Annotated in this window: 17 protein-coding genes and 1 pseudogene; 12 read left to right on the forward strand and 6 right to left on the reverse strand. The window is 65.0% G+C overall.

All coding sequences use genetic code 11. From position 1 onward, the window contains the following. The 3 genes from GCT19_RS43375 to GCT19_RS18385 all read left to right on the forward strand — a co-directional run. Positions 1 to 222 (forward strand): hypothetical protein (locus GCT19_RS43375; RefSeq protein WP_227749283.1); only part of this gene is annotated, 222 nt, incomplete at its 5' end. Continuing rightward, a complete protein-coding gene (locus GCT19_RS18380) occupies positions 219 to 704 on the forward strand; it encodes a nuclear transport factor 2 family protein (protein WP_152852714.1) in 486 nt (161 codons plus the stop codon). The genes GCT19_RS43375 and GCT19_RS18380, both read left to right, overlap by 4 nt. Before the next feature lie 93 nt (positions 705 to 797). Then, complete coding sequence (locus GCT19_RS18385) at positions 798 to 1,658, forward strand: 2OG-Fe(II) oxygenase (RefSeq protein ID WP_152852715.1); 861 nt, start codon at positions 798 to 800, stop codon at positions 1,656 to 1,658. Positions 1,659 to 1,666: 8 nt separating this feature from the next. On the opposite strand, the gene GCT19_RS18390 is transcribed toward GCT19_RS18385, so the two are convergent. The 3 genes from GCT19_RS18390 to GCT19_RS18400 all read right to left on the reverse strand — a co-directional run bounded on the left by GCT19_RS18390 (position 1,667) and on the right by GCT19_RS18400 (position 4,718). Next, the gene (locus GCT19_RS18390; RefSeq protein WP_018438165.1) at positions 1,667 to 2,104 is read right to left on the reverse strand and encodes a GNAT family N-acetyltransferase; all 438 of its coding nucleotides are present in this window, start codon (positions 2,102 to 2,104) and stop codon (positions 1,667 to 1,669) included. Between the two features lie 40 nt (positions 2,105 to 2,144). Then, positions 2,145 to 3,584: an MFS transporter gene (locus tag GCT19_RS18395; RefSeq protein WP_026229210.1), complete on the reverse strand. Its 1,440-nt coding sequence runs from the start codon at positions 3,582 to 3,584 to the stop codon at positions 2,145 to 2,147. Positions 3,585 to 3,833: 249 nt separating this feature from the next. Continuing rightward, positions 3,834 to 4,718 (reverse strand): isocitrate lyase/PEP mutase family protein, encoded by an 885-nt coding sequence (locus tag GCT19_RS18400; RefSeq protein ID WP_018438163.1) that lies wholly within the window; start codon positions 4,716 to 4,718, stop codon positions 3,834 to 3,836. A 200-nt stretch (positions 4,719 to 4,918) separates the two neighbouring features. On the opposite strand from GCT19_RS18400, the gene prpR reads away from it, so the two are divergent. From prpR to ahpF, 3 genes are all read left to right on the forward strand, one after another. Next, a complete protein-coding gene (gene prpR, locus GCT19_RS18405) occupies positions 4,919 to 6,940 on the forward strand; it encodes a propionate catabolism operon regulatory protein PrpR (RefSeq protein WP_321576826.1) in 2,022 nt (673 codons plus the stop codon). A 148-nt stretch (positions 6,941 to 7,088) separates the two neighbouring features. After that, positions 7,089 to 7,652, forward strand: coding sequence for an alkyl hydroperoxide reductase subunit C (gene ahpC, locus GCT19_RS18410; RefSeq protein ID WP_018438161.1), 564 nt, complete (start codon positions 7,089 to 7,091; stop codon positions 7,650 to 7,652). A gap of 174 nt (positions 7,653 to 7,826) precedes the next feature. Next, positions 7,827 to 9,419, forward strand: a complete 1,593-nt coding sequence (gene ahpF, locus GCT19_RS18415; protein WP_152852716.1) for an alkyl hydroperoxide reductase subunit F — start codon at positions 7,827 to 7,829, stop codon at positions 9,417 to 9,419. Between the two features lie 110 nt (positions 9,420 to 9,529). Here the strand turns inward: ahpF and GCT19_RS18420 are convergent, their stop codons facing one another. Further along, positions 9,530 to 9,943 carry a DoxX family protein gene (locus GCT19_RS18420; protein ID WP_018438159.1) on the reverse strand — a complete coding sequence of 138 codons (414 nt, stop codon included), beginning with the start codon at positions 9,941 to 9,943 and terminating at the stop codon, positions 9,530 to 9,532. 98 nt (positions 9,944 to 10,041) lie between these two features. Continuing rightward, positions 10,042 to 10,767: a pirin family protein gene (locus GCT19_RS18425; protein WP_152852717.1), complete on the reverse strand. Its 726-nt coding sequence runs from the start codon at positions 10,765 to 10,767 to the stop codon at positions 10,042 to 10,044. 138 nt (positions 10,768 to 10,905) lie between these two features. Here GCT19_RS18425 and GCT19_RS18430 point away from each other — a divergent pair, with 138 nt between their 5' ends. Then, positions 10,906 to 11,817, forward strand: coding sequence for a LysR family transcriptional regulator (locus tag GCT19_RS18430; protein ID WP_152852718.1), 912 nt, complete (start codon positions 10,906 to 10,908; stop codon positions 11,815 to 11,817). Positions 11,818 to 11,832: 15 nt separating this feature from the next. On the opposite strand, the gene GCT19_RS18435 is transcribed toward GCT19_RS18430, so the two are convergent. Further along, on the reverse strand, positions 11,833 to 12,849 hold the full coding sequence (locus GCT19_RS18435; RefSeq protein WP_152852719.1) for a 1-aminocyclopropane-1-carboxylate deaminase: 1,017 nt from the start codon (positions 12,847 to 12,849) through the stop codon (positions 11,833 to 11,835). Positions 12,850 to 12,988: 139 nt separating this feature from the next. On the opposite strand from GCT19_RS18435, the gene GCT19_RS18440 reads away from it, so the two are divergent. From GCT19_RS18440 to GCT19_RS18460, 5 genes and pseudogenes are all read left to right on the forward strand, one after another. Next, a complete protein-coding gene (locus GCT19_RS18440; protein WP_152852720.1) occupies positions 12,989 to 13,495 on the forward strand; it encodes an Lrp/AsnC family transcriptional regulator in 507 nt (168 codons plus the stop codon). A gap of 155 nt (positions 13,496 to 13,650) precedes the next feature. After that, positions 13,651 to 14,409, forward strand: coding sequence for a peptide-methionine (S)-S-oxide reductase MsrA (gene msrA / locus GCT19_RS18445; RefSeq protein WP_018438155.1), 759 nt, complete (start codon positions 13,651 to 13,653; stop codon positions 14,407 to 14,409). 352 nt (positions 14,410 to 14,761) lie between these two features. Continuing rightward, positions 14,762 to 15,661, forward strand: a complete 900-nt coding sequence (locus tag GCT19_RS18450) for a MipA/OmpV family protein (protein WP_026229208.1) — start codon at positions 14,762 to 14,764, stop codon at positions 15,659 to 15,661. A 108-nt stretch (positions 15,662 to 15,769) separates the two neighbouring features. Continuing rightward, positions 15,770 to 17,902, forward strand: a pseudogene (gene katE / locus GCT19_RS18455) (catalase HPII); the annotation flags it as partial. A gap of 286 nt (positions 17,903 to 18,188) precedes the next feature. Beyond that, complete coding sequence (locus GCT19_RS18460) at positions 18,189 to 21,758, forward strand: response regulator (protein WP_152852722.1); 3,570 nt, start codon at positions 18,189 to 18,191, stop codon at positions 21,756 to 21,758. The last annotated feature ends 6 nt before the right edge of the window (positions 21,759 to 21,764 follow it).

The following is a 21,764-nucleotide window of genomic DNA, read 5'->3' on the forward strand; positions in this document are numbered from 1 at the left end:
GGTGTGGGGGCTCGCCGGGCGGGCGGAGGGGGTGCGCTTCAAGGCAGCGGTATCGGAAGGGTAAAGCCGTCGTCGGCTCGCGCCGGCCCCCCATTCACGCCGTTTTCCTATATCGTGTGCGCCATGCCCGCCGCCTACCGCGCGCGGGCTGTTTTTCCGGAGCGCGGCGCGACCCTGCGCGTGCATGACGTGCTCCCGCAATACACCACACGACATCAATGAGCCATCCCAACACCGAGCTGATCGAACGTTTTTACACCGCCTTCCAGCAACGCGACGCCGAGACCATGGTCGCCTGTTATGCCGACGACGCCGTCTTCAGCGACCCCGCCTTCGGCGAACTGGTCGGCGACGAAGTGCGCGACATGTGGCGCATGCTCGTCAAGCACGCGCAGGACTTCTCGCTGACCTTCAGCGACATCGAGGCCGACGACCGTACCGGCCGCGCGCAGTGGGTGGCGCGCTACCGTTTCGTGCAGACGGGGCGCGACGTGGTGAACCGGATCGAGGCGCGTTTCGTGTTCCGCGACGGACTCATCGTCGAGCATCGGGACCGCTTCGATCTGTGGCTGTGGATGCGCCAGGCGATGGGCGTGCGCGGCACGCTGCTGGGCTGGTCGCCGTTCGTGCAACGGATGCTCAGGCAGCAGGCGCGTCGGGGGTTGCTGCACTATCGCGGGCAGTTGAATCGCGAGCGCGGCTAGGCGCGTGCGGGCGGCGGCGCGCGCATCGCGCTTGCTATGATCGAAGCACGCTCGTGCCCGCACGCCTTGCCGGGCCGCCCCACAGGAAACGCTATGCGAGTCGTCGATGCCGCCTGGCAAGAATGGCTGAGCAGCAATGTCGCGCGCGGCTGCACGCCGGGCTCGATGGTCGACGCGATGGTGCAGGCCGGCTTTGCCGACGGCGAGGCCCGAGTCGCGGTCCACCATGCGTTCGATCGGAGCGCGTCCGGCCCCGCGGCGCCCGCCACGGTGGCCGATCCCGCCACCAACCCTTATCGATACGACGCCGCGCCGGTTGCACGCGGCAACCTGATAGACGCGGCTGACCGCGAGGTGCGCGTGTTGCTGCGCTGTGAGCGCCCGCAACTGGTCGTGTTCGCCGACGTACTGTCGGCCGCGGAATGCGCCGAGCTGATCGAACGCTCGCGGCATCGGTTGAAACGCTCGACGACGGTCAATCCACTCACCGGCCGGGAGGACGTGATCCGCAACCGGACCAGCGAAGGCGTCTGGTATCGGCGCGGCGAGGATCAGCTGATCGCGCGAGTCGAACGACGCATCGCGAGCCTGACGAACTGGCCGCTCGAAAACGGCGAAGGTCTGCAGGTGCTGCATTACGGCACGAGCGGCGAGTACAGCCCGCATTTCGACTTCTTCGCGCCCGATCAGCCCGGCAGCGCGGTGCACACCGCGCAGGGCGGCCAGCGCGTCGCGACGCTGATCATCTATCTGAACGACGTCGCCGACGGCGGAGAGACGGTGTTTCCCACGGCGGGCCTGTCGGTCGCGGCGCAGGCGGGCGGCGCGGTGTATTTCCGCTACATGAACGGTGAGCGCCAGCTCGATCCGTCGACGCTGCACGGCGGCGCGCCGGTACTGGCCGGCGACAAATGGATCATGACGAAGTGGATGCGCGAGCGCGCGTACGGCTGAGACGGCGCCTATCCGGCCGCTCGATAAACATCCGGCCGATGCAACTCCATATAGCGCTCCGGGTTCGCGAGCGACGTGAAGCCATGCGGCGCGTAGACGTGATGCGCGTCGGTCGTGACCAGCACGACTCTGCGCAGACTGGCGAGCGACGGGCTCGCAAAGATATGTTTCATCAATGCCGACGCATACCCCTGGCCGCGATACGCGGGCAGCACGAACACGTCGCACAGGTATGCGAAGGTCGCCTCGTCGGTGATCAGACGCGCGAACGCGATCTGCTTGCCGTCGACAAATCCACCGAAGCACAGCGAACCGGCGACGGCCCGCTCGAAGGTCGCGCGCGGCATGCCCTTGGCCCACGGCGTTTCCTGCGACAGGAACGCGTAGACCATGTCGAGGTCGAGATCGGCGATGCGGCTGGAAATCGTCAGTTCGCTGGCTTGCACGGCGTGTCTCCCAGGTTTGCGTAGCGGCAGTGTGTACGGTTTAGCCCTTCGCGGTAGTCTCGCCACCGCGCGAACCCCCGCCGATGCTCTGTCCGGCATCGCGCGCGAGCCCCATATAGCCGATCACCGACAGTAGCGTCAGCACGCCGGCGAACAGGAACGCGAGGCGGAAATCGTCGAGCGTGAACACGTGGCCGGACGTCTCGCCGTTGAACAGCGCCGCGACGCGCAGCGACACGGCGCCGAACGCGATGCCGAGACCGATCGTCATTTGCATGGCCGCGCTCCACAGCGTGCTCGCCGCACTCATCTGGGTCTGCTGGATATCGGCATAGGCGAGCGTCGCCAGCGTCGAGAACTGCATCGAGCGCGTGACGCCGTACACGAACACCACGATCAGCACCACCACGAGCGGTACGTCGGGCGTCAGCAGTCCGCACAAGGTGATGAAAATGCCTGCCACCACCACGTCGACGATCGCCACCATCCGGAAGCCGTAGCGCTGCAGGATGCGCGTGGTCAGCGCCTTCATGCCGAGGTTGCCGACTGCGCTCGCGAGCAGCAGCAGACCCGAGCGGAACGCCGACAGACCGAAGCCGACCTGGAACAGCAGCGGCATCAGATAGGGCACCGCACCGATGCCGATGCGCGTGAACGAACCGGTGATGACGGTCACCGAAAACGTCGGCACCTTCAGCGTCGACACGTCGACGAGCGGATGCGGATGACGCTTCGCGTGCAGGAATGCGATCGCGCCGACCAGCAGACCGCCCGCCACGACCGCGATCGCGAGCCACGCGTTGGTGGCCGGCTGGCTCGCCAGCTCCGCGCCGTACAGGATCGCGGTCAGCGCGACGCCGCTCAGCAGCAGGCCGACGACGTCGAGCGGCTTGCGTTCGGTGCCGCGCAGGTTCGGCACGATGGCGAGCGCGACGGCGATCGCCGCGAGGCCGAAGGGCACGTTCAGCAGGAAGATCCAGCGCCACGACGCGTAGGTCGTGATGAAGCCGCCGATCGGCGGGCCGACCACCGGCGCCGCGATGGCCGGCCAGGTGATCGTCGAGATCGCCTGCATCATGCGGGCTTTCTCGGTGCTGCGGACCACGATCAGACGGCCGACCGGCACCATCATCGCGCCGCCGATGCCTTGCAGCAGCCGCGCGGCGGTGAACTCGGGCACGTTCTGCGACAGCCCGCACAGCACCGATGCGACCGTGAACACGCCGATCGCGCTGACGAACACGGTGCGCGCGCCGCAGCGGTCGGCGACCCAGCCGCTCGCCGGAATGAAGATCGCGAGCGCGAGCATGTAGGCGGTCATGCCGAGGCTCAGGCTGTTCGGGCCGACGCCGAACGAACGCGCCATCTGCGGCAGCGCGGTGGCGATCACCGTGGTGTCGAGGTACTCCATGAAGAAGGTGGCCGCGACGATGTACGGCAGCCAGCCGACGTGCGCGGTGCGGGTGCCGCTGGTGCTCATCGCGCGAGCTCCCGTGGCGCGCTGATGCGCGCGCAAAGACGATTGACGGGCCGGCGCGCGGCGCGCGAAGCGTGTGACTTCATGGTGCTCGAGATTGCCTTTCGGTTGCGTTTTTGTGCTTCGGGCTGGCGGGAACATCAGCTTGGCTGAATTTCAGCCTCGCTTGCCAGCCCTGAATGCTAACGCAATAAAAGGTCCCATATCACGCAGGCATGCAGCGCGCCGCACCGCCGCGCCGCCACCCTTGCGTCAGTCCTTCGCCGCGTACTCCTTGTCCAGCCGGTCATACAGCGGCTTGTTGACGAGCCGCTGGCGCTCGCTGAACGGCGCGACGATCGTCGCGTCCTCGTCGAGGCGGCCGTTGCTTTGCAGCGTGCCGAGCGCGCGCTGCATGCCGAGCACCGCGCCCTGCAGCGCCGCGTTCGCGTACAGCACGATGCCGTAGCCGAGCTTCGCGAGCGCGTCGCGCGACTGCACCGGCGTCTTGCCGCCGATCACGATGTTGATCAGCTGCGGCACGTCGAACAGCCCCGGCAGACGCTCGATGTCGGCGAGCGATTCCGTCGCCTCGATGAACAGGATGTCGGCGCCCGCCTCGATGAAGCGATGACCGCGCTCGATCGCGTCTTCGATGCCGTGGACTGCGGCCGCGTCGGTACGGGCCATGATCTGCAGGTTCGCGTCTTCGCGCGCGTCGACGGCCGCGCGGATCTTGCCGACCATCTCGCTCGTCGCGACGACTTCCTTGCCCGAGAAGTGGCCGCATTTCTTCGGCATCACCTGGTCTTCGAACTGGATCACGTCGGCGCCGCTGCGCTCGAGCACGCGCACGGTCTGGCGCACGTTCAGCGCGTTGCCGAAGCCGGTGTCGGCATCGACGATCAGCGGCAGCGCGACCGCGTCGCGAATGCGCGCGGTGTGCTCGGCGACTTCGGCAAGGCCGATGAAGCCGAGATCGGGCAGGCCGAGCGACATGTTAGTGACGCCCGCACCGGTGATGTAGACCGCCTCGAAGCCGGCGTCCTCGATCACGCGCGCGCTCATCGCGTTGAACGCGCCGGGCACGAGCAGGCCCTGACGCTGATTGACCTTGGCGCGGAAGGCGGCGCGGCGGGTGGCGGAAGTGGTGGTCATGATGCGGGTCTCCAGAAGGGAAAGCGGTGGTGGAACGCGGGCGACATTCTGCAGGAAACGTGCCATGGGCGGGTGTTCAACGCGTTGTGCAGATAGAACAAGGGTTTGCGCGCTATGGGCTTGGCCTGACGGTTCGTGAGAAAATCGGTGGAACGTTTCATGAAACGTTTCGCCGAACGTTTCAATCAAGGAGAACCGCAGTGTCCACGTTCGCCCCGTTCGTCGCGAACCCGAGCCCCGCCGTTGATATCGGGCGCCCCGGCGTCGCACTCGTCAGTATCAGCCGACTGCAATCGCTTTGCGAGGCGGTCGCGCCGCGCTATGCCGGCCGCGCGAAATTCTTCACGGTGCGGGAGGGCTACGGCGCGGCCGTCGCCGCGCTGCAGGCGTACGTGGATGCGGGTTCCGTCGACGTCGTACTGTCCGCCGGCTCGAATGGCGCGTACCTGCGGGAGAACCTCAGCGTGCCGGTCGTGATGGTCAAGGTGAACGGCTTCGACGTGTTGAGCGCGATCACGCGCGCCACCGCCACCTGGCCGCAGGCACGCATCGGGCTCGTGCTGCATGAAGCGATCGCGCAGGAACTGGCCGACCTGAGCCCGCTGTTGAACGTCGATCTGCGGCAGCGCGCGTACCGGTCGATCGACGAAGTGCGGCACGCGGTCGATGAACTCGCCGCGCAGGGGTGCCGCGTGGTGGTCGGCGCGGGCATGGCCTGCGATCTGGCGCAGCAGGCCGGCATGGAAAGCGTGTTCCTGTACTCGCTCGCCGCGGTCGAGGAAGCGTTCGAGCGCTCGGTCGAACTGGCGCGCGTGAGCCGGCAGAAGGAATCGAAGCGGGTGCGGCTGAATACGATCGTCGCGCATCTGCGCGACGGCGTCGCCGCGTTCGACGAAGCCGGCCAGCTCGAAGCCGTCAACCCGGCGATGCTCGACCTGCTCGGTTTAGGCCCGGCGCAGGAGGCCCCGAAGGACGACGAGGACACTCCCGCGCGCGTCGGGCGCGCGCTGGCACCGCTGTTGCGCGAGACGCGCGCCGCCGACCAGCCAGTCGACGAACGCGTCGAGCAGATCGGCGGGCGCGCGCTGATCGTCAGCTGTGTGCCGATCGTCGAGCAGGGCGCGCGGGCCGGTTTCGTCGTGACGGCGCAGGACGCGCTCGTTGCGCAGCGGATCGACCGCTCGCTGCGCACCAGCCAGCGGCCGAGGCATCTGGTCGCGCGGCACCGGCTCGACGACCTGATCGGCGCCTCGATGGCGCTCGAGCGCGTGCGCCGTCTCGCGCGCGCCGGCGCCGCGCACGACGCCACCGTGCTGCTGAGCGGCGAAAGCGGCACCGGCAAGGAACTGGTCGCGCAGGGCATCCATAACGCGAGCCGGCGGCGCGGCAATCCGTTCGTCGCGTTCAACTGCGCGGCGCTGCCCGAAGGGCTGATCGAAAGCGAGCTGTTCGGGCACGAGGAAGGGGCGTTCACGGGCGCACGACGCGGCGGCAAGCCGGGGCTATTTGAAATCGCGCACACCGGCACCATCTTTCTCGATGAAATCGGCGAAATGCCGGCCGCGCTGCAAAGCCGGTTGTTGCGAGTGCTGCAGGAACGCGAGGTGATGAAGCTCGGCGCGGGCCGCGCGACGCCGGTCGATGTGCGTGTGATCGCCGCGACGCACCGCGATCTGCACGCGCTCGTCGAGCAAGGCGCGTTTCGCGCGGATCTGTATTTCAGATTAAATCTGCTTCAGATAAAATTGCCGCCGCTGCGCGAACGCCGCGCCGACATCGCGCCGCTGGCGCGGCATCTGCTGGAGCGCAGCGCGCTGCAGTACGGCTTGTCGGCGGCGGCGCTCGAACGGGTGCTCGCGTTTCTCGACCCGCTTTTCGCGAACTACGCGTGGCCCGGCAACGTCCGCGAACTGGAAAATCTGCTGGCGCGCGCGGCGATTTATATCGGTGACGCGGCCAGCGAGATGTCCGGGAACTCGACTGCCGACGCCTTGCCAGACTGGTTGGCGGTGTTTCCCGAGTTCGGCCGGATCAGGCCGGCCGGGGGCGAGCGAATCACAGAAGCGTCCCGGCCCGCTAACCCTGGCGGCACGGCGCCCCGCGTCAGCCCCAGCCGCGAGGATGCGCTGCGTGCCCTCGAACAATCCGGCGGCAATCGTGCCGCCGCGAGCCGCGCGCTCGGCATCGGTCGAACCACGCTGTGGCGGCTTCTGAAGGGCTGAAACGCCCGCCAATCGACCCGATAGTCTCGACCGAGAAAATTAATAGGGATGGACTATCAAACTCATTAATACAATCCACTTTACCTATTAAGTGTAGTCTGACATACTGGCTCTACTTTCCAACCACCCTCCAAAGAGGATTCAGCAAATGCCGATCATCAACAGTCAAGTCAAACCGTTCAAAGCACAGGCTTACCATAACGGCGAGTTCAAGACCGTCACTGAAGAAGACCTGAAGGGCAAGTGGTCGGTTTTCGTGTTCTATCCGGCGGACTTCACCTTCGTGTGCCCGACCGAACTGGGCGACCTGGCCGATCGTTACGAAGAGTTCAAGAAGATCGGCGTTGAGATCTACAGCGTGTCGACCGATACGCACTTCACGCACAAGGCCTGGCACGACACGTCGGACACGATCCAGAAGATCCAGTACCCGATGCTGGCTGACCCGACGCTCGCTATCTCGCGCAACTTCGACGTGCTGATCGAAGAAGAAGGCCTCGCGCTGCGCGGCACGTTCGTGATCAACCCGGAAGGCGAGATCAAGCTGTGCGAAATCCACGACAACGGCATCGGCCGTGACGCTGGCGAACTGCTGCGCAAGGTTCAAGCTGCGCAATACATCGCGGCTCACCCGGGTCAAGTGTGCCCCGCCAAGTGGACGCCGGGCGCAGAAACGCTGACCCCGTCGCTCGACCTGGTCGGCAAGATCTAAGGTCCGCGCAGCTCACGCTGCACTCGCAGTCTGCATCTGCCGGGATTCATCCCGGCGCATCACCGCGCGAATCGCCTGCTACGGCGTTTCGCGCGTTCCCCGGGCCCAACATGTCCTCTGCGGATATGTGCGGCGCCGGGACACCAACACCCCTCGTCACGGAATCGCAACGCCATGCTTGACGCCAATCTCAAGACTCAACTGAAGTCGTATCTCGAAAAAGTTAGCAGGCCTATCGAGCTCGTCGCATCGATCGACGACAGCGCGAAGTCGCAGGAGCTGCTGGCCCTGCTGAACGACATCGCGACTCTGTCGGAGCGCGTGACGGTGATCGAGCGTCGCGGCGACGACGAGCGCAAGCCGTCGTTTTCGATCGGCGAAGCGGGCAAGGAAGCGGGCATTCGTTTCGCCGGCATTCCGATGGGGCATGAATTCACGTCGCTCGTCCTCGCACTGCTGCAGGTCGGCGGCCATCCGGTCAAACTCGACGATGCGGTGATCGAACAGATTCGCAGCCTCGACGGCGACTATCAATTCGAAACGTATTTCTCGCTGTCGTGCCAGAACTGCCCGGAAGTCGTGCAGGCGCTGAATGTGATGGCGCTGATCAATCCACGCATCCGTCACGTCGCGATCGACGGCGCGCTGTTCCAGAACGAAGTCGAAGCGCGCCAGATCATGGCGGTACCGACGATGTTCCTGAACGGCGAAACCTTCGGCCAGGGCCGCAGCGGCGTGAAGGAAATCCTCGCGAAGCTCGACACCAACGCCGGTGCGCGCGCCGCGAAGGAACTGGAAAAGAAGCCGGTGTTCGATACGCTGATCGTCGGCGGCGGCCCGGCGGGCGCTGCGGCGGCGATCTACTCGGCACGCAAGGGCATTGCAACTGGCGTCGTGGCAGAGCGTTTCGGCGGCCAGGTGCTCGATACGTTGGCGATCGAAAACTTCGTGTCGGTGACCGAAACCGAAGGACCGAAGTTCGCGACCGCGCTCGAACAGCACGTGAAGGCCTATGACGTCGACATCATGGACGTGCAGCGTGCCGAAGCGCTGATTCCGGGGCGCATCAACGAAGTGCGTCTGGCGAACGGCGCGGTGCTGAAGGCGAAGACGATCATCCTCGCGACGGGCGCGCGCTGGCGCGAAATAAACGTGCCGGGCGAGCGCGAGTACCGCAATCATGGCGTCGCGTACTGCCCGCACTGCGATGGCCCGCTGTTCAAGGGCAAGCGCGTCGCGGTGATCGGCGGCGGCAACTCGGGCGTCGAAGCGGCGATCGACCTCGCGGGTATCGTGCGCGAAGTAACGCTGCTCGAATTCGGCGCGACGCTGCGTGCCGACGAAGTGCTGCAACGTAAGCTGCGCAGCCTGCCGAACGTGACGATCGTCACGCAGGCGCAGACCACGGAAATCACCGGCGACGGCAAGAAGGTCAACGGTCTGGTCTACAAGGACCTCGCTTCGGGCGAAGTGAAGAACGTCGAACTCGAAGGCGTGTTCGTGCAGATCGGTCTCGTGCCGAACACCGAATGGCTGAAGGGCACGGTCGAACTGTCGAAGCATGGCGAGATCGTCGTCGATGCGCGTGGCGCGACGTCGGTGCCGGGCGTGTTCGCCGCCGGCGACGTGACCACGGTGCCGTTCAAGCAGATCGTAATCGCGGTGGGCGAAGGCGCGAAGGCATCGCTGTCCGCGTTCGATCACCTGATCCGCCATAGCGAAGAAGTCGCGGCGGTCAGCGAAGCGGAAGCCGAAGCAGCGGTTTGATTCGGTCGATCAGTCACCCAAACGGCGGCCCGCGGGCCGCCGTTTTAGTTTGCGCACGAAAAAAGACCCGCTGCATGCGGGCCTTTTTCGTTAGAGCACGGAAATCGGTCTCAACGCCGGTCGAACGAATACTTGCCCGGACCGGTCACGCACAACAACAGCAAGCCGCCGATGATGCCGATGTTCTTGTAGAAATGAATCATGTTGTCGTACTGCATCGCGCCCGTCATGTTCCAGTAGTGATGGCCGATGAACGCGGTGCCGAGCGTATACAGCGCAAGCAGCAGCGCCAGCGGGCGCGTGAAGAAACCCACCAGCAGCGCGACGCCCACGACCAGTTCCATCACCACCGCGATAACAGCCGACAACTCCGGCACGGGCGCGCCGGTCGACGTCATATAAGCGACGGTGCCGGAAAAGCCGGTCAGCTTCGACCAGCCGAACATCACGAACAGCACCATCAGCAGGATTCGAGCGACGAGAACGACGGCGTCTTTCTGGTTTTCAAACAGCGTGTAGCGCATGATTTTTTCCCGTTGGGGTAGAGGGTTGAAGCTCGCTGGAAATCGTCGTCCAGCGAGCCACGTTCAAGATAGAGTCATTAGCGGCGCAAGCGAAGCGCTTATGCCCACAACGCCGAGGTTTCGATGTTGCGCAGGTCGAACACGAGCACTTCCGCGTCGCGGCCCTGAGTGAACGTCAGCGCTTCTTCGCCACGCACCCGCGCGCCATCACCCTCGCCAAGCTCGACGCCATTCACCGTGACGCTGCCGCGCGCCACATGAACATACGCATAACGATCCTTCGCGAGTTCGAGCCGCGCGGTTTCGTCGCCGTTGAAAAGACCCGCATACACACGTGCGTCCTGTTGCAACTGCAGCGAACCGTTGGCACCGTCCGGCGACAGCACCAGCCGCAGCACACCGCGCTTGTCGGCCGCGCCGAAGTGCTGTTGCTGATAGCGCGGCTTCGTGCCTTGCTCGGCCGGCGCGATCCAGATCTGCAGGAAGTGCACCGGCTCGCTCTTCGAATGGTTGTATTCGCTGTGCGCCACGCCGGTACCTGCGCTCATCAGCTGGATGTCGCCCGGCACGATCACCGAGCCCGTGCCCATCGTGTCCTTGTGTTCGAGAGCGCCTTCGAGAACATACGAAAAGATCTCCATGTCGCGATGCGGATGCTTGCCGAAGCCTTGCGCCGGCGCCACACGGTCGTCGTTGATCACGAGCAGGTCGGAAAAGCCGTTCTGCTTCGGATCGTGGTAGTGCGCGAACGAAAACGTATGGCGCGAGCTGAGCCAGCCGTGTTCCGCGCGGCCACGTTGGTTGGCGTGTCTGATTTCGAGCATGCTGTTTTCTCCTTGAGTTTTGTCGTCTGATCCGGGCCAGATGTTTGGCTGCGATCGATGAATGACAGTGTAGGTCAATCCGGACGGTTATAATCATTGTAAAAACGGAAACACTGTCGCATTGGAGTGGACAATACGATGCAACTCGATGACATGCGGATCTTCGTCGCGACCGTCGACGCCCACAATTTCACCGCCGCGGCAAACCGGCTGTCGCTGTCGAAACAGTTCGTGAGCCGCCGTGTGATGGCGCTCGAAGAGGCGCTCGGCGTGCAATTGCTGATTCGCAATACGCGCAAGCTGGCGGTGACCGATCTGGGCCAGGAGTTCTATGAGCGGGCGAAGCGCATCCTCGGCGAGGTCGAGGACGCCGAGCAGGCGATGTCGCTGCGCCGTGCCGGGCCGCGCGGGCTGCTACGCGTGAGCGCGCCGATGTCGTTCGGCATGACGCATCTGTCGCCGCTGGTCGCCGCGTTTCTGCGCGAGCATCGCGACGTGCGCTTCGATATGGAACTGAGCGACCGCGCGGTCGATGTGGTCGGCGAGGGCTTCGACATGGCGATCCGCATCGGCACGCTGGCGGATTCGTCGCTGATCGCGCAGAAGCTGATCGATGTGAGGATGATTGCGTGCTGCAGCCCCGGTTATCTGCGGCGGCGTGGCAGCCCGGCTGTGCCGGCCGATCTCGCGAATCACGATTGTCTGCTGTACGGCCACGGCGGCGCGGTGAGCTGGGAGTTTCGCGTCGACGGCGCGGTGAAGAGCGTCGAGGTGCGCGGGCCGTTGCGGGCCAATAACGGCGAGCTGATTCGCGATTCGGCCGTCGCGGGACTGGGAATCGTTCGGCTGCCCGATTTCATCGTCGCCGATGCGCTCGCCAGCGGACAGCTCGTGCCCGTGCTCGAAGCGTTCCTGCCATCGGCGACGGGCGTCTATGCCGTCTATCCGCAGCATCGGCAAAGCTCGGTCACGATCCGGGCATTCGTCGAGTTTCTGCGCAAGCATTTGAGGAAGAAGCTCGCGGTCGAATCGCGGACGCCCGTCGGCTGAATCCGCTAAACCCCCTCAACCGTCGCGGAAGATGAAGCTGTACGCGCTCAACGCCGGCACGCCGCCCAGGTGCGCATACAGCACGCGCGAGCCGGCCGGAAATTCGCCGTTGCGCACCTTGTCGATCATGCCGTGCATCGACTTGCCCTCGTACACCGGATCGGTCAGCATGCCTTCGAGCCGCGCGCACAGACGGATCGCCTCGAGCGTGCCGTCGTTGGGCAGACCGTATTCCGGGCCGCCGTAGCGCTCGTCGAGCACGATGTCCTTCGCGGTGATGTCGCGGCCCAGCTCGACGCTTTCGGCGGTCCGCTTCGCGATGCGCGTGATCTGCTCACGCGTCTGCGCCGGTTTCGCCGAGGCGTCGATGCCGATCACCCGATCGGCGCGGCCGTCGGCGGCGAAACCGACGACCATGCCCGCCTGGGTGCTGCCCGTCACCGAGCACACGACGATGTAGTCGAATTTGAAGCCCAATTCGGCTTCCTGCTGGCGCACCTCTTCCGCGAAGCCGACGAAGCCGAGTCCACCGAGCGGATGATCCGAGCAGCCGGCCGGAATCGCATACGGCTTGCCGCCGGCAGCGCGCACGCTGTCGAGCGCGTCTTCCCAGCTCTTGCGAAAGCCGATGTCGAAGCCGTCCGGCACGAGCCGCACGTCGGCGCCCATCATGCGCGACATCTGGATGTTGCCGACGCGGTCGTACACCGCGTCCGAGTAGTTGACCCAGTTCTCCTGCACGAGCACGCATTTCAGGCCCAGATGCGCGGCAACCGCCGCGACCTGGCGCGTCTGGTTCGACTGGATGCCACCGATCGACACGAGCGTGTCGCAGCCCTGCGCGAGCGCGTCAGGGATCAGATATTCGAGCTTGCGGGTCTTGTTGCCGCCGAACGCGAGGCCGCTATTGCAGTCCTCGCGCTTGGCATAAAGCTTGACCTTGCCGCCGAGATGCTCGCTCAGACGGTTGAGCGGCTGGATCGGCGTGGGCCCGAAGGTGAGCGAGTAGCGGGGGAATCGTTGCAGGTTCATCGCGGCTCCGTGGTGAGTGATTTGCGTGCGTTCATGTTAGAAAAAACAGCCAGAAATGAGCTTGCGAAAAAAATCGCTCGGACGTATTTTTCAAAATCAACAGAGGTCTGGCCCATAAGAAAACTTCGTAGACACGGCTATGAACGCAACTAAAGTTCGCGAGGGTTCAAAACCATCCGATCCCCACCACACGCTCGATCGCATCGATCGCGCGATCCTGCGGCAGTTGCAAACCGACGCGTCCATTTCGAACGTGGCGCTCGCCGCGAAAGTGAAGCTGAGCGCGCCGGCGTGTTTGCGGCGCGTCGAACGCTTGAAAGAATCCGGGCTGATTCGCGGCGTGGTCGCGCTGCTCGATCCGAAGGCGGCGGGCGCGGGCATGCTGGTGATCATCGGCGTGGTGCTCGATCGCTCGACGCCCGAGTCGTTCGCCGAATTCGAAAAGGCCGCGCAGAAGGTGGCCGGCTGCATGGAGTGCCACGTGGTGACCGGCGAGTTCGACTATTTCATGGTGATCCGCACGCGCGACAGCGACAGCTTCAATCGTCTGCACGCAGAGGAATTGCTGTATCTGCCGGGCGTGCGGCAGATCCGCTCGTTCATGGTGCTGAAGGAAATCCTGTCGACCACGAAATTTCCGCTGTAAGCCTCGCGGCCGCTCAACCGCGCAGCAGGCCGCAAAAACGCGCATGCTGTCATAAACGCTGTCCCCGCGCGACCAAGCTTCGGCGCACCCGCATCTGGCCCTGGCAGCACCGTGCCACGGCGGGCGAGCGCCGGCACTTTTTCGGAGCGACCATCATGACTGGCAACAGACCGCAATCCCTTACATCGCTCGGCGGCAACTCGAAACGCTCACGTGCGGCCGCGTTGTCGTTGCTGCTCGGCGCCGCTGCCTTCGCATTGCCGCTCGCGCAGCGCGTCGCGTTCTCGGCGGAGAACGCCGTCGTCATCGCACCGCCCGCGCTCGACGAACCGCTCCCGGCCAGTACCGCGCACGAGGAAACCGCGGTACTGGCGGGCGGCTGCTTCTGGGGCGTCCAGGGCGTATTCCAGCATGTGCGCGGTGTCACGCGGGCGGTGTCCGGCTACTCGGGCGGCTCACGCGACACCGCGCAGTACGAGACCGTCAGCGGCGGCGACACGGGGCACGCCGAATCGGTGCAGGTTACCTTCGATCCGGGCAAGGTCACCTACGGCCAGTTGCTGCAGGTGTATTTCTCGGTGGTTCAGGACCCGACCGAGCTGAATCGTCAGGGGCCCGACAGCGGTACGCAATACCGCTCCGCGATCTTTCCGCTGAACGACGCGCAGCGGCGCGTCGCGCAAAGCTATATCGCGCAGCTCGACAAGTCGCACGTGTTCCCCGCGCCGATCGTCACGAAGACGGAGCCGTACAAGGGCTTCTATCCGGCCGAGTCGTATCACCAGAACTATCTGACGTTGCATCCCGATTCGGCCTATATCGTGTTCAACGACATGCCGAAAATCGCCAACCTGAAGCGCCTGTTCCCCAGCCTGTATCGCGACAAACCGGTGCTCGTCCAGGCAGGGCAATAACCGGCCGAACGGCGGCGCCCGCGGCGCCGCTGCCGCCTGACCGTCTTCGCGATACTCTTGTCAACGCGCTCGTCATCAATCTTCCACAGACTTGGCGCATATCTTGCGAGGCCATGTCCCGTTGGCCATTGTCCGCGTCACCGCGACGCGCAAGGACTGTGCACAGTGGCCGCACGGCCGCGTGGGCCACGCGGGCTAGCCGCGCCTCGTGCGCATGGCGGCGCCTGCGTCATCGATTGGAAAAATTACACGCCGTAAGTAGCAGTGCGGCGGTCGTCCGTGCTTTTGGGTCCGCGCTGGGCCCCGGGCGAAAACCTAACTTCATCGCGACGAGCGGGATCGGAGGCTTCCGGTGTTGAACAGCCGTAGAAAGAAGCGGGGCGTCATGCCTCGTCATAAACAAACCGGCATCGCGGCGAGTTCGCTCCTCGCCGCGACCTTGGGTGCGATGGCCTGCGTGCCGGGTGCGGTCTTCGCGCAGACGCCGTCGCCGCTCGGCGAATGGCAATATTCGGTGGGTATTCCGCTGCAGAAGATGTGGCAGCCGAACATTCCCGACTGGCAATTGCGCTTCGGCGTGGCCACGTCGTTCCAGCCGCGCTTCGAGGGCTCGGACCGCTATCACCTGGTGGCCGGTCCGAGCATCGACGTGCGTTACAAGGATCTGCTCTTTCTGTCGAGCGGCGAAGGCTTCGGCGTGAATTTCGCGCAGGGCGAGAACTGGCGCATGAGTCTGGCCGCGGTCTACGATCTCGGGCGGCGCGCCCAGGACGATCCGCAAGAACTCAACGGGCTCGGCAACATCAACCCGGCGGTGGGTCTGAAGCTCTCGGGCGAGTACGTCGTGTCGAAGGATTTTCCGCTGGTGCTGCGCGCCGATATCCGCCGTTATTTCGGCGGATCGAACGGCTGGATCGGCGATCTCGGCGCCTATATGCCGATGCCCGGCAGCACCAGGCAGTTCTTCTGGTTCGCCGGCCCGAACGTGGTGCTCGCGGACTCCAAGTACATGAACAGCTGGTTCGGCGTCAATCAGGAGCAGGCCGCGCACTCGCAGTATCCGCAGTACCACGCGAGCGCGGGCTTCAAGTCGGTGGGCTTCGGTGTCAGCGCGATCTGGCTGTTCAGCAAGCACTGGTTCGCGACCGCCGACGGCGCGTTCGAGCAGCTCGTCGGCAGCGCGGGCAACAGTCCGATCACGCGCAGCCGCGCGACAGGTGTCGCCGACGTGTCGATCAACTACCGGTTCTGACGTGACGCCGCCGCGCAGTCATTTGCGCGATGACTTCGTGGGTATAGCCCTTGCTGACTCCGTGATCGCGCGCCGCGACCTCTTCGTCGCCGCGCGCCCGAACACAAGGAGTCGATCCCCATGGCAGGTAAAGCGAATACCCAGAAGCCCGCGGCCCAGGTAAACGGGCCAGCGCCGTCGAACGACGCGAAATCGAACGATCTCGAACGCAATCGCGTGAAACCGCAAGGCGAGGCGCTGAGAACCAATCAGGGCGTCAAGATCGCCGACAACCAGAACACGTTGCGTGCAGGGCCGCGCGGCCCGTCGCTGCTCGAAGATTTCATCATGCGTGAGAAGATCACGCATTTCGATCACGAGCGCATTCCCGAACGGATCGTGCACGCGCGCGGCTCGGCCGCGCATGGCGTCTTCAAAGTCTACGAATCGATGCGCGAGTACACCAAGGCCGCGTTTTTGCAGGACCCCGCCGCTGAGACGCCGGTCTACGTGCGTTTCTCGACCGTGCAAGGTCCGCGCGGATCGGCCGACACGGTGCGCGACGTGCGCGGCTTCGCGACGAAGTTCTACACGCAGGAAGGCAATTTCGATCTGGTCGGCAACAACATGCCGGTGTTCTTCATCCAGGACGCGATCAAGTTTCCCGATTTCGTGCACGCGGTGAAACCGGAAGCTCCGAATGAAATGCCGACTGGCGGGTCCGCGCACGACACGTTCTGGGACTTCGTTTCGCTCGTGCCCGAATCGGCTCACATGGTGTTGTGGACGATGTCGGACCGCGCGATCCCGCGCAGCTTTCGGACGATGGAAGGCTTTGGCGTCCACACGTTCCGCTTCGTCAATGCACAGGGCAAGGCGCGCTTCGTCAAGTTCCACTGGCGTCCGGTGCTCGGCTCGTATTCGCTGCTGTGGGATGAAGCGCAGAAGCTCGCCGGCAAGGACCCGGACTTTCACCGGCGCGACCTATGGGAAGCGATCGAGCGCGGCGATTATCCCGAGTACGAACTGGGCGTGCAGATCATCGAGGAAGCCGACGAGCACAAGTTCGATTTCGATCTGCTCGATCCGACCAAGCTGATTCCTGAAGAGCTGGTGCCGGTGAAGATCATCGGCAAGATGACGCTCAATCGCAATCCGGATAACTTCTTCGCGGAGACCGAACAGGCCGCCTTCCATCCGGGCCATATCGTGCCGGGCATCGATTTCACCAACGACCCGCTGCTGCAAGGGCGTTTGTTCTCATACACGGACACGCAGATCAGCCGCCTCGGCGGTCCGAACTTTCACGAGATTCCGATCAACCGGCCGGTCTGTCCGTCCGTGAACAATCAGCGCGATGCGATGCACCGACAGGCGATTCACGTCGGTCAGGCGTCATACGAACCGAACTCGTTGAACGACGGCTGGCCGAAAGAAACCGATCCGGGCGCCGAAGATGGCGGCTTCGGCAGCTATCAGGAACGCGTCGAGAGCACGAAGATTCGCGTGCGCAGCGACTCGTTCGCCGATCATTTCTCGCAGGCCGCGCTGTTCTACAACAGCATGTCGCAGCCGGAGAAAGACCATATCGCGGCAGCCTATCAGTTCGAGCTCGGTAAGGTGACGAAGCCCGAGATTCGCGCGCGCCAGGTCAACGAGATTCTCGCGAACTTCGACGCCGATCTCGCCGCGAAAGTCGCCGAAGGACTCGGCCTGCCGGCGCCGAAGAAGGGCACGGCGAGGCTGGTTGGGCCGAAGGCGTCGCCGGCGCTGAGTCTGCTCAATCGCGTGAAGCCCGGCATCAAGACCCGCAAGATCGCGTTGCTCGCCGCGCCCGGTTCCGATGCCGCGGCGATCAAACAGCTGCAGCAGGCGCTCAAGGGCGAAGGCGCGACGCCGATGCTGATCGCACCGACGCTCGCCGGGATCGATGACCTCGCACCCGACGCGACGATCGCCGGGCTGCCGTCGGTGATGTTCGACGCGGTGATCGTCGTCGGCGGCGAGAAGGGGGCGAAGGCGCTGGCGCAATCGGGCGATGCGCGGCACTTCGTGCTCGAAGCGTTCAAGCATCTGAAGGCGATCGCGGCGCTCGGCGCGGGGCGCGATCTGCTCACGGCCGCGCAGTTGCCTGCGCAGCCGGACGGCGTCGTGACCGGCGAGGATTCGCAGTCCGCCGAGGTGTTGAAGGCGTTCATCAAGACCGCGGGGCAGCATCGTGTCTGGTCGCGCGCGGCGCAGGCGGAATCGGTGCCGGCTTGAGCGGGCCGAGCAGGTTGCGTTGCTGCGCCGCCGCGTTAGCCGCTGAACGAGGCAGGAACCTGGCCGGTGCGAGCCGGCCAGGTTCTTTTTGCATTGCGCACCGCGTGCGACGCATCGCGCGATGCGTACCACGCTCTGCCCGGCAAGTCTCGACGAGCGGAGTTCCGTTACACGATGCGGGTCGTCCTTGTATGATGACGGCGGTCGCTTCGCGGTACTCAATACCGTGCGCAGACCCGCAAAACATTCCGCATCGACCCGATTCGCCATGCCACCTACAGAAAAAATGACCGCATCGCAGGCCGTCGATCAACTTCGTTTCCGCCGCATCCTTCGCCGCAATATCGCGCTGCCTTTGGGCGTCGGCCTCGTCACGATGGCGCTGTTCGTCGGCCTGATCGCTTACCTCGTGTCGACGATGAGTTGGGCTGAGCACTCCGAGCGCGTGATCGGCGACGCCAACGAAATGCTGCGGCTCGCGGTCGATCGCGAATCGTCGATGCGCGGCTTCCTGATCACCGGTGACGAGAGTTTCCTCACGCCGTTTGAAAACGGCGGCCCGAAATTCAAGGCACAGCTCGAAACCCTGCAAAAGCAGCTCGCCGACAACCCGCTGCAAATCGCGCGGCTCAAGCAGATCGAGGCGCTGCAGCAACGTTGGACCCGCTTCGCCGAAGAGATCATCGACGCGCGCCGCCGCAACCTGGACTATGAGAGCGCGCTTGCAGCGGGGCGCGGCAAGATCGAATTCGACGAAATACGCCGCGAATTCGGCGAGTTTCTCGACGTCGAATTGCGCCTGCGCCAGCAGCGCGCCGAAGCGACGCGCAATGTGACGGCGACGCTGGTGGGGCTGTTCCTGCTGTTCAGCCTCGGCGTCAGCGGCCTGCTCGCATGGCGGGGTCGTCGCGAACTGCTGGACCTGTCAGAGACCTACGACAACGTGCTGCGTCGGCAGGCCGAGCAGACCACGCTGCTCGAGCAGCAGGTCTGGTTGCGCTCAGGCCAGCGCCTGCTCGCAGATAAGGTGGTCGGCCAGACGAGCGCGCCGCTCGTCGGCCGCGCGATGCTCGAATTCCTCGCCCAATATCTCGATGCGGTCGTCGCCGCGCTGTACGTGCGCGACCGGCAGAGCGGCACACTGCGCCGCATCGCCGCGTACGGGTATAGCCGTGACAGCGAGCAGACCGCTGCCCTGAGTTTCGAGGAGGGCGAAACGCTGGTCGGCCAGGCCGCGCGCTCGCACCGCACGCTGGTGCTGCGCGACGTGCCCGCCGATTATGTGCGGGTCGTGTCGGCGACGGGCAGCGGCGCGCCGCGCAATCTGCTGATCCTGCCGATCGACAACGACGGCCAGGTCAACGGCGTCATCGAAATGGGCTTCCTGCGCGAGGTGACGCCGCGCGACGAGGAGTTCATGGAGCTGATCCGCCACAGCATGGGCGATTTTCTCGAAGCGGCGCTGTATCGCGAACGCCTGCAGGATGCGCTCGCCGAGACGCAGCAGCTGAACGAGGAGTTGCAGGTCCAACAGGAGGAGTTGCGGGTCTCGAACGAAGGGCTCGAGGAACGCGGCCGCGCGCTGATGGAATCGCAACGGCGCCTCGAAGCGCAGCAGGCCGAGCTCGAACAGACCAACGTGCAGCTCGAGGAATACGCGCAGCGGCTGGAGCGGCAGAAATCGGATCTGCTGCGCGCGCAGAACGACCTGGCGGCCAACGCTGAGCGCCTCGAACAGTCGAGCCGCTACAAGTCCGAGTTCCTCGCGAACATGTCGCATGAATTGCGCACGCCGCTGAACAGCTCGCTGATTCTCGCGAAGCTGCTGCAGCAGAATCGCAGCGGCAATCTGACCAACGAGCAGGTGCGCTACGCGGAGACGATCCACGCGTCGAACAGCGATCTGCTCGTGCTGATCAACGATATTCTCGACCTGTCGAAAGTCGAGGCGGGGCAGCTGACGGTCGAACCCGAAACGGTGTCGATCGAGGCGACGCTGCAATCGCTCGACGAAATGTTCCGGCCGATCGCGGCGACCAAGCACTTGCGGGTCGCCTTCGACAAGTTACCGGGCACCCCGGATACGTTCGTCACCGACGGTCAGCGGCTCACGCAAATCCTGCGCAACCTGCTGTCGAACGCGGTGAAGTTCACCGAGCGCGGCGAGGTCACGCTCGAGGTCGCCAAGGTCGAGGACAACGTGCTGCGCTTCGACGTGCGCGATTCCGGCATCGGCATTCCGGCCGACAAGCTCGACATGATCTTCGAGGCATTCCAGCAGGCCGATGGTTCGACGAGCCGTCAATATGGCGGCAGCGGTCTCGGGCTGTCGATTTCGCGCGAATTTTCGCGGCTGCTGGGCGGGCGCATTACCGTCGCGAGCGAAGTGGGCAAGGGCAGCGTGTTTTCGCTGTGGCTGCCGCTCGATGCGCGCGAGGCGCTCGTGGCCGCGGACGGCGCGATGAGCGCGGGCACGGGCACGGACATGGGCGCGCAGGCGACGGCGCAAGCGCCGCTGCTGCACACGCCGCTCGACGCCGCGCCCGCCGCGGTAATCTCGCCGGCGAATGGTCTGGCAAGCCGGGCGTCGCCCGACGCATCGCGCGACACTTTGCTGCCCGGCACCGCCGAGCCCGCCGCTGCGCCGATTGCCGACGATCGCGACAATCGCACCCGCGCGGGCCGTCTGATCGTCGCGGTCGAAGACGATCCGCCATTCGCCGCGATTCTGCGCGATCTCGTGCACGAACTCGACTTCGACTTCGTGCACGCGTGCGACGCCGCCAGCGGCCTCGCGCTGGTGCGCGACATGCGGCCGGCCGCGGTGCTGCTCGATGTCGGTCTGCCGGACCGCTCGGGCCTCACGGTGCTCGAATGGCTGAAGAACGATCCGCTGACGCGCCACATTCCGATTCATATCGTGTCGGCCACCGACCACGCCGACAAGGCGCTGCACCTCGGCGCGATCGGCTACACGCTGAAGCCGACCGCGCGCTCGACGATGGAGGCCGCGATCCGCCGCCTCGAAGCGCGGCTGCAACAGCGCCTGAAGCGCGTGCTCGTGATCGAGGACGACGCGCCGATGCGTGCAAGCATCCGCGCGCTGCTGCAAAGCGAGAACACCGAGATCGTCGCGGTCGCGACGCTCGCCGACGCGTTCGAGCAACTGTCGACGGTGGCGTTCGACTGCGTCGTCACCGATCTCGCGCTGCCCGACGGCACCGGCTACGATCTGCTCGAACGCCTCGCCGCCAACACCGCGCATGCATCGCTGCCGGTGATCGTCTACACGGGCCGCATGCTGTCCGACGAAGAGGAGCACCGGCTGCGCCGCTATTCGAAGTCGATCATCATCAAGGGCGCGAAATCGCCGGAGCGTCTGCTCGATGAAGTCACGCTGTTCCTGCACAGCGTCGAGTCGTCGCTCGCGCCGGAGCAGCAGCGCATGCTGCGCACCGTGCGGCAACGCGACAATGCGTTCGAGGGTCGCACGATCCTGCTCGCCGAAGACGACGTGCGCAACATCTTTGCGCTGTCGCACGTGCTGGAACCGCTCGGCGCGAAGCTGCTGATCGCGCGCAACGGCCGCGAGGCGCTCGACGAACTGGAGAACGCACCAGAAGTGCATCTGGTGCTGATGGACGTGATGATGCCCGAGATGGACGGCCTGACCGCGATGGGCGAGATTCGCCGCGATCCGCGCTTCGCGCATCTGCCGATCATCGCGCTGACCGCGAAGGCGATGGCGAACGATCGCACGCGCTGCCTCGAAGCGGGCGCCGACGACTACGTGTCGAAACCGATCGACGTCGACAAGCTCGTCGCGCTGTGCCGCGTGTGGCTGCGGCAGCGCTGACAGCGC

This window comes from Paraburkholderia atlantica, from assembly GCF_009362785.1.
GTDB classification, from domain to species: Bacteria; Pseudomonadota; Gammaproteobacteria; order Burkholderiales; family Burkholderiaceae; genus Paraburkholderia; species Paraburkholderia atlantica.

What these genes read in the sequence shown, in the direction of transcription:
- GCT19_RS18435 (WP_152852719.1), bottom strand. Translation starts at nt 12,849, where the DNA reads ATGAACCTGCAACGATTCCCCCGCTACTCGCTCACCTTCGGGCCCACG.
- GCT19_RS18400 (WP_018438163.1), bottom strand. Translation starts at nt 4,718, where the DNA reads ATGACCACCACTTCCGCCACCCGCCGCGCCGCCTTCCGCGCCAAGGTC.
- ahpF (WP_152852716.1), top strand. Translation starts at nt 7,827, where the DNA reads ATGCTTGACGCCAATCTCAAGACTCAACTGAAGTCGTATCTCGAAAAA.
- msrA (WP_018438155.1), top strand. Translation starts at nt 13,651, where the DNA reads ATGACTGGCAACAGACCGCAATCCCTTACATCGCTCGGCGGCAACTCG.
- GCT19_RS18395 (WP_026229210.1), bottom strand. Translation starts at nt 3,584, where the DNA reads ATGAGCACCAGCGGCACCCGCACCGCGCACGTCGGCTGGCTGCCGTAC.
- ahpC (WP_018438161.1), top strand. Translation starts at nt 7,089, where the DNA reads ATGCCGATCATCAACAGTCAAGTCAAACCGTTCAAAGCACAGGCTTAC.
- GCT19_RS18385 (WP_152852715.1), top strand. Translation starts at nt 798, where the DNA reads ATGCGAGTCGTCGATGCCGCCTGGCAAGAATGGCTGAGCAGCAATGTC.
- GCT19_RS18430 (WP_152852718.1), top strand. Translation starts at nt 10,906, where the DNA reads ATGCAACTCGATGACATGCGGATCTTCGTCGCGACCGTCGACGCCCAC.
- GCT19_RS18425 (WP_152852717.1), bottom strand. Translation starts at nt 10,767, where the DNA reads ATGCTCGAAATCAGACACGCCAACCAACGTGGCCGCGCGGAACACGGC.
- GCT19_RS18460 (WP_152852722.1), top strand. Translation starts at nt 18,189, where the DNA reads ATGACCGCATCGCAGGCCGTCGATCAACTTCGTTTCCGCCGCATCCTT.
- GCT19_RS18420 (WP_018438159.1), bottom strand. Translation starts at nt 9,943, where the DNA reads ATGCGCTACACGCTGTTTGAAAACCAGAAAGACGCCGTCGTTCTCGTC.
- GCT19_RS18380 (WP_152852714.1), top strand. Translation starts at nt 219, where the DNA reads ATGAGCCATCCCAACACCGAGCTGATCGAACGTTTTTACACCGCCTTC.
- GCT19_RS18440 (WP_152852720.1), top strand. Translation starts at nt 12,989, where the DNA reads ATGAACGCAACTAAAGTTCGCGAGGGTTCAAAACCATCCGATCCCCAC.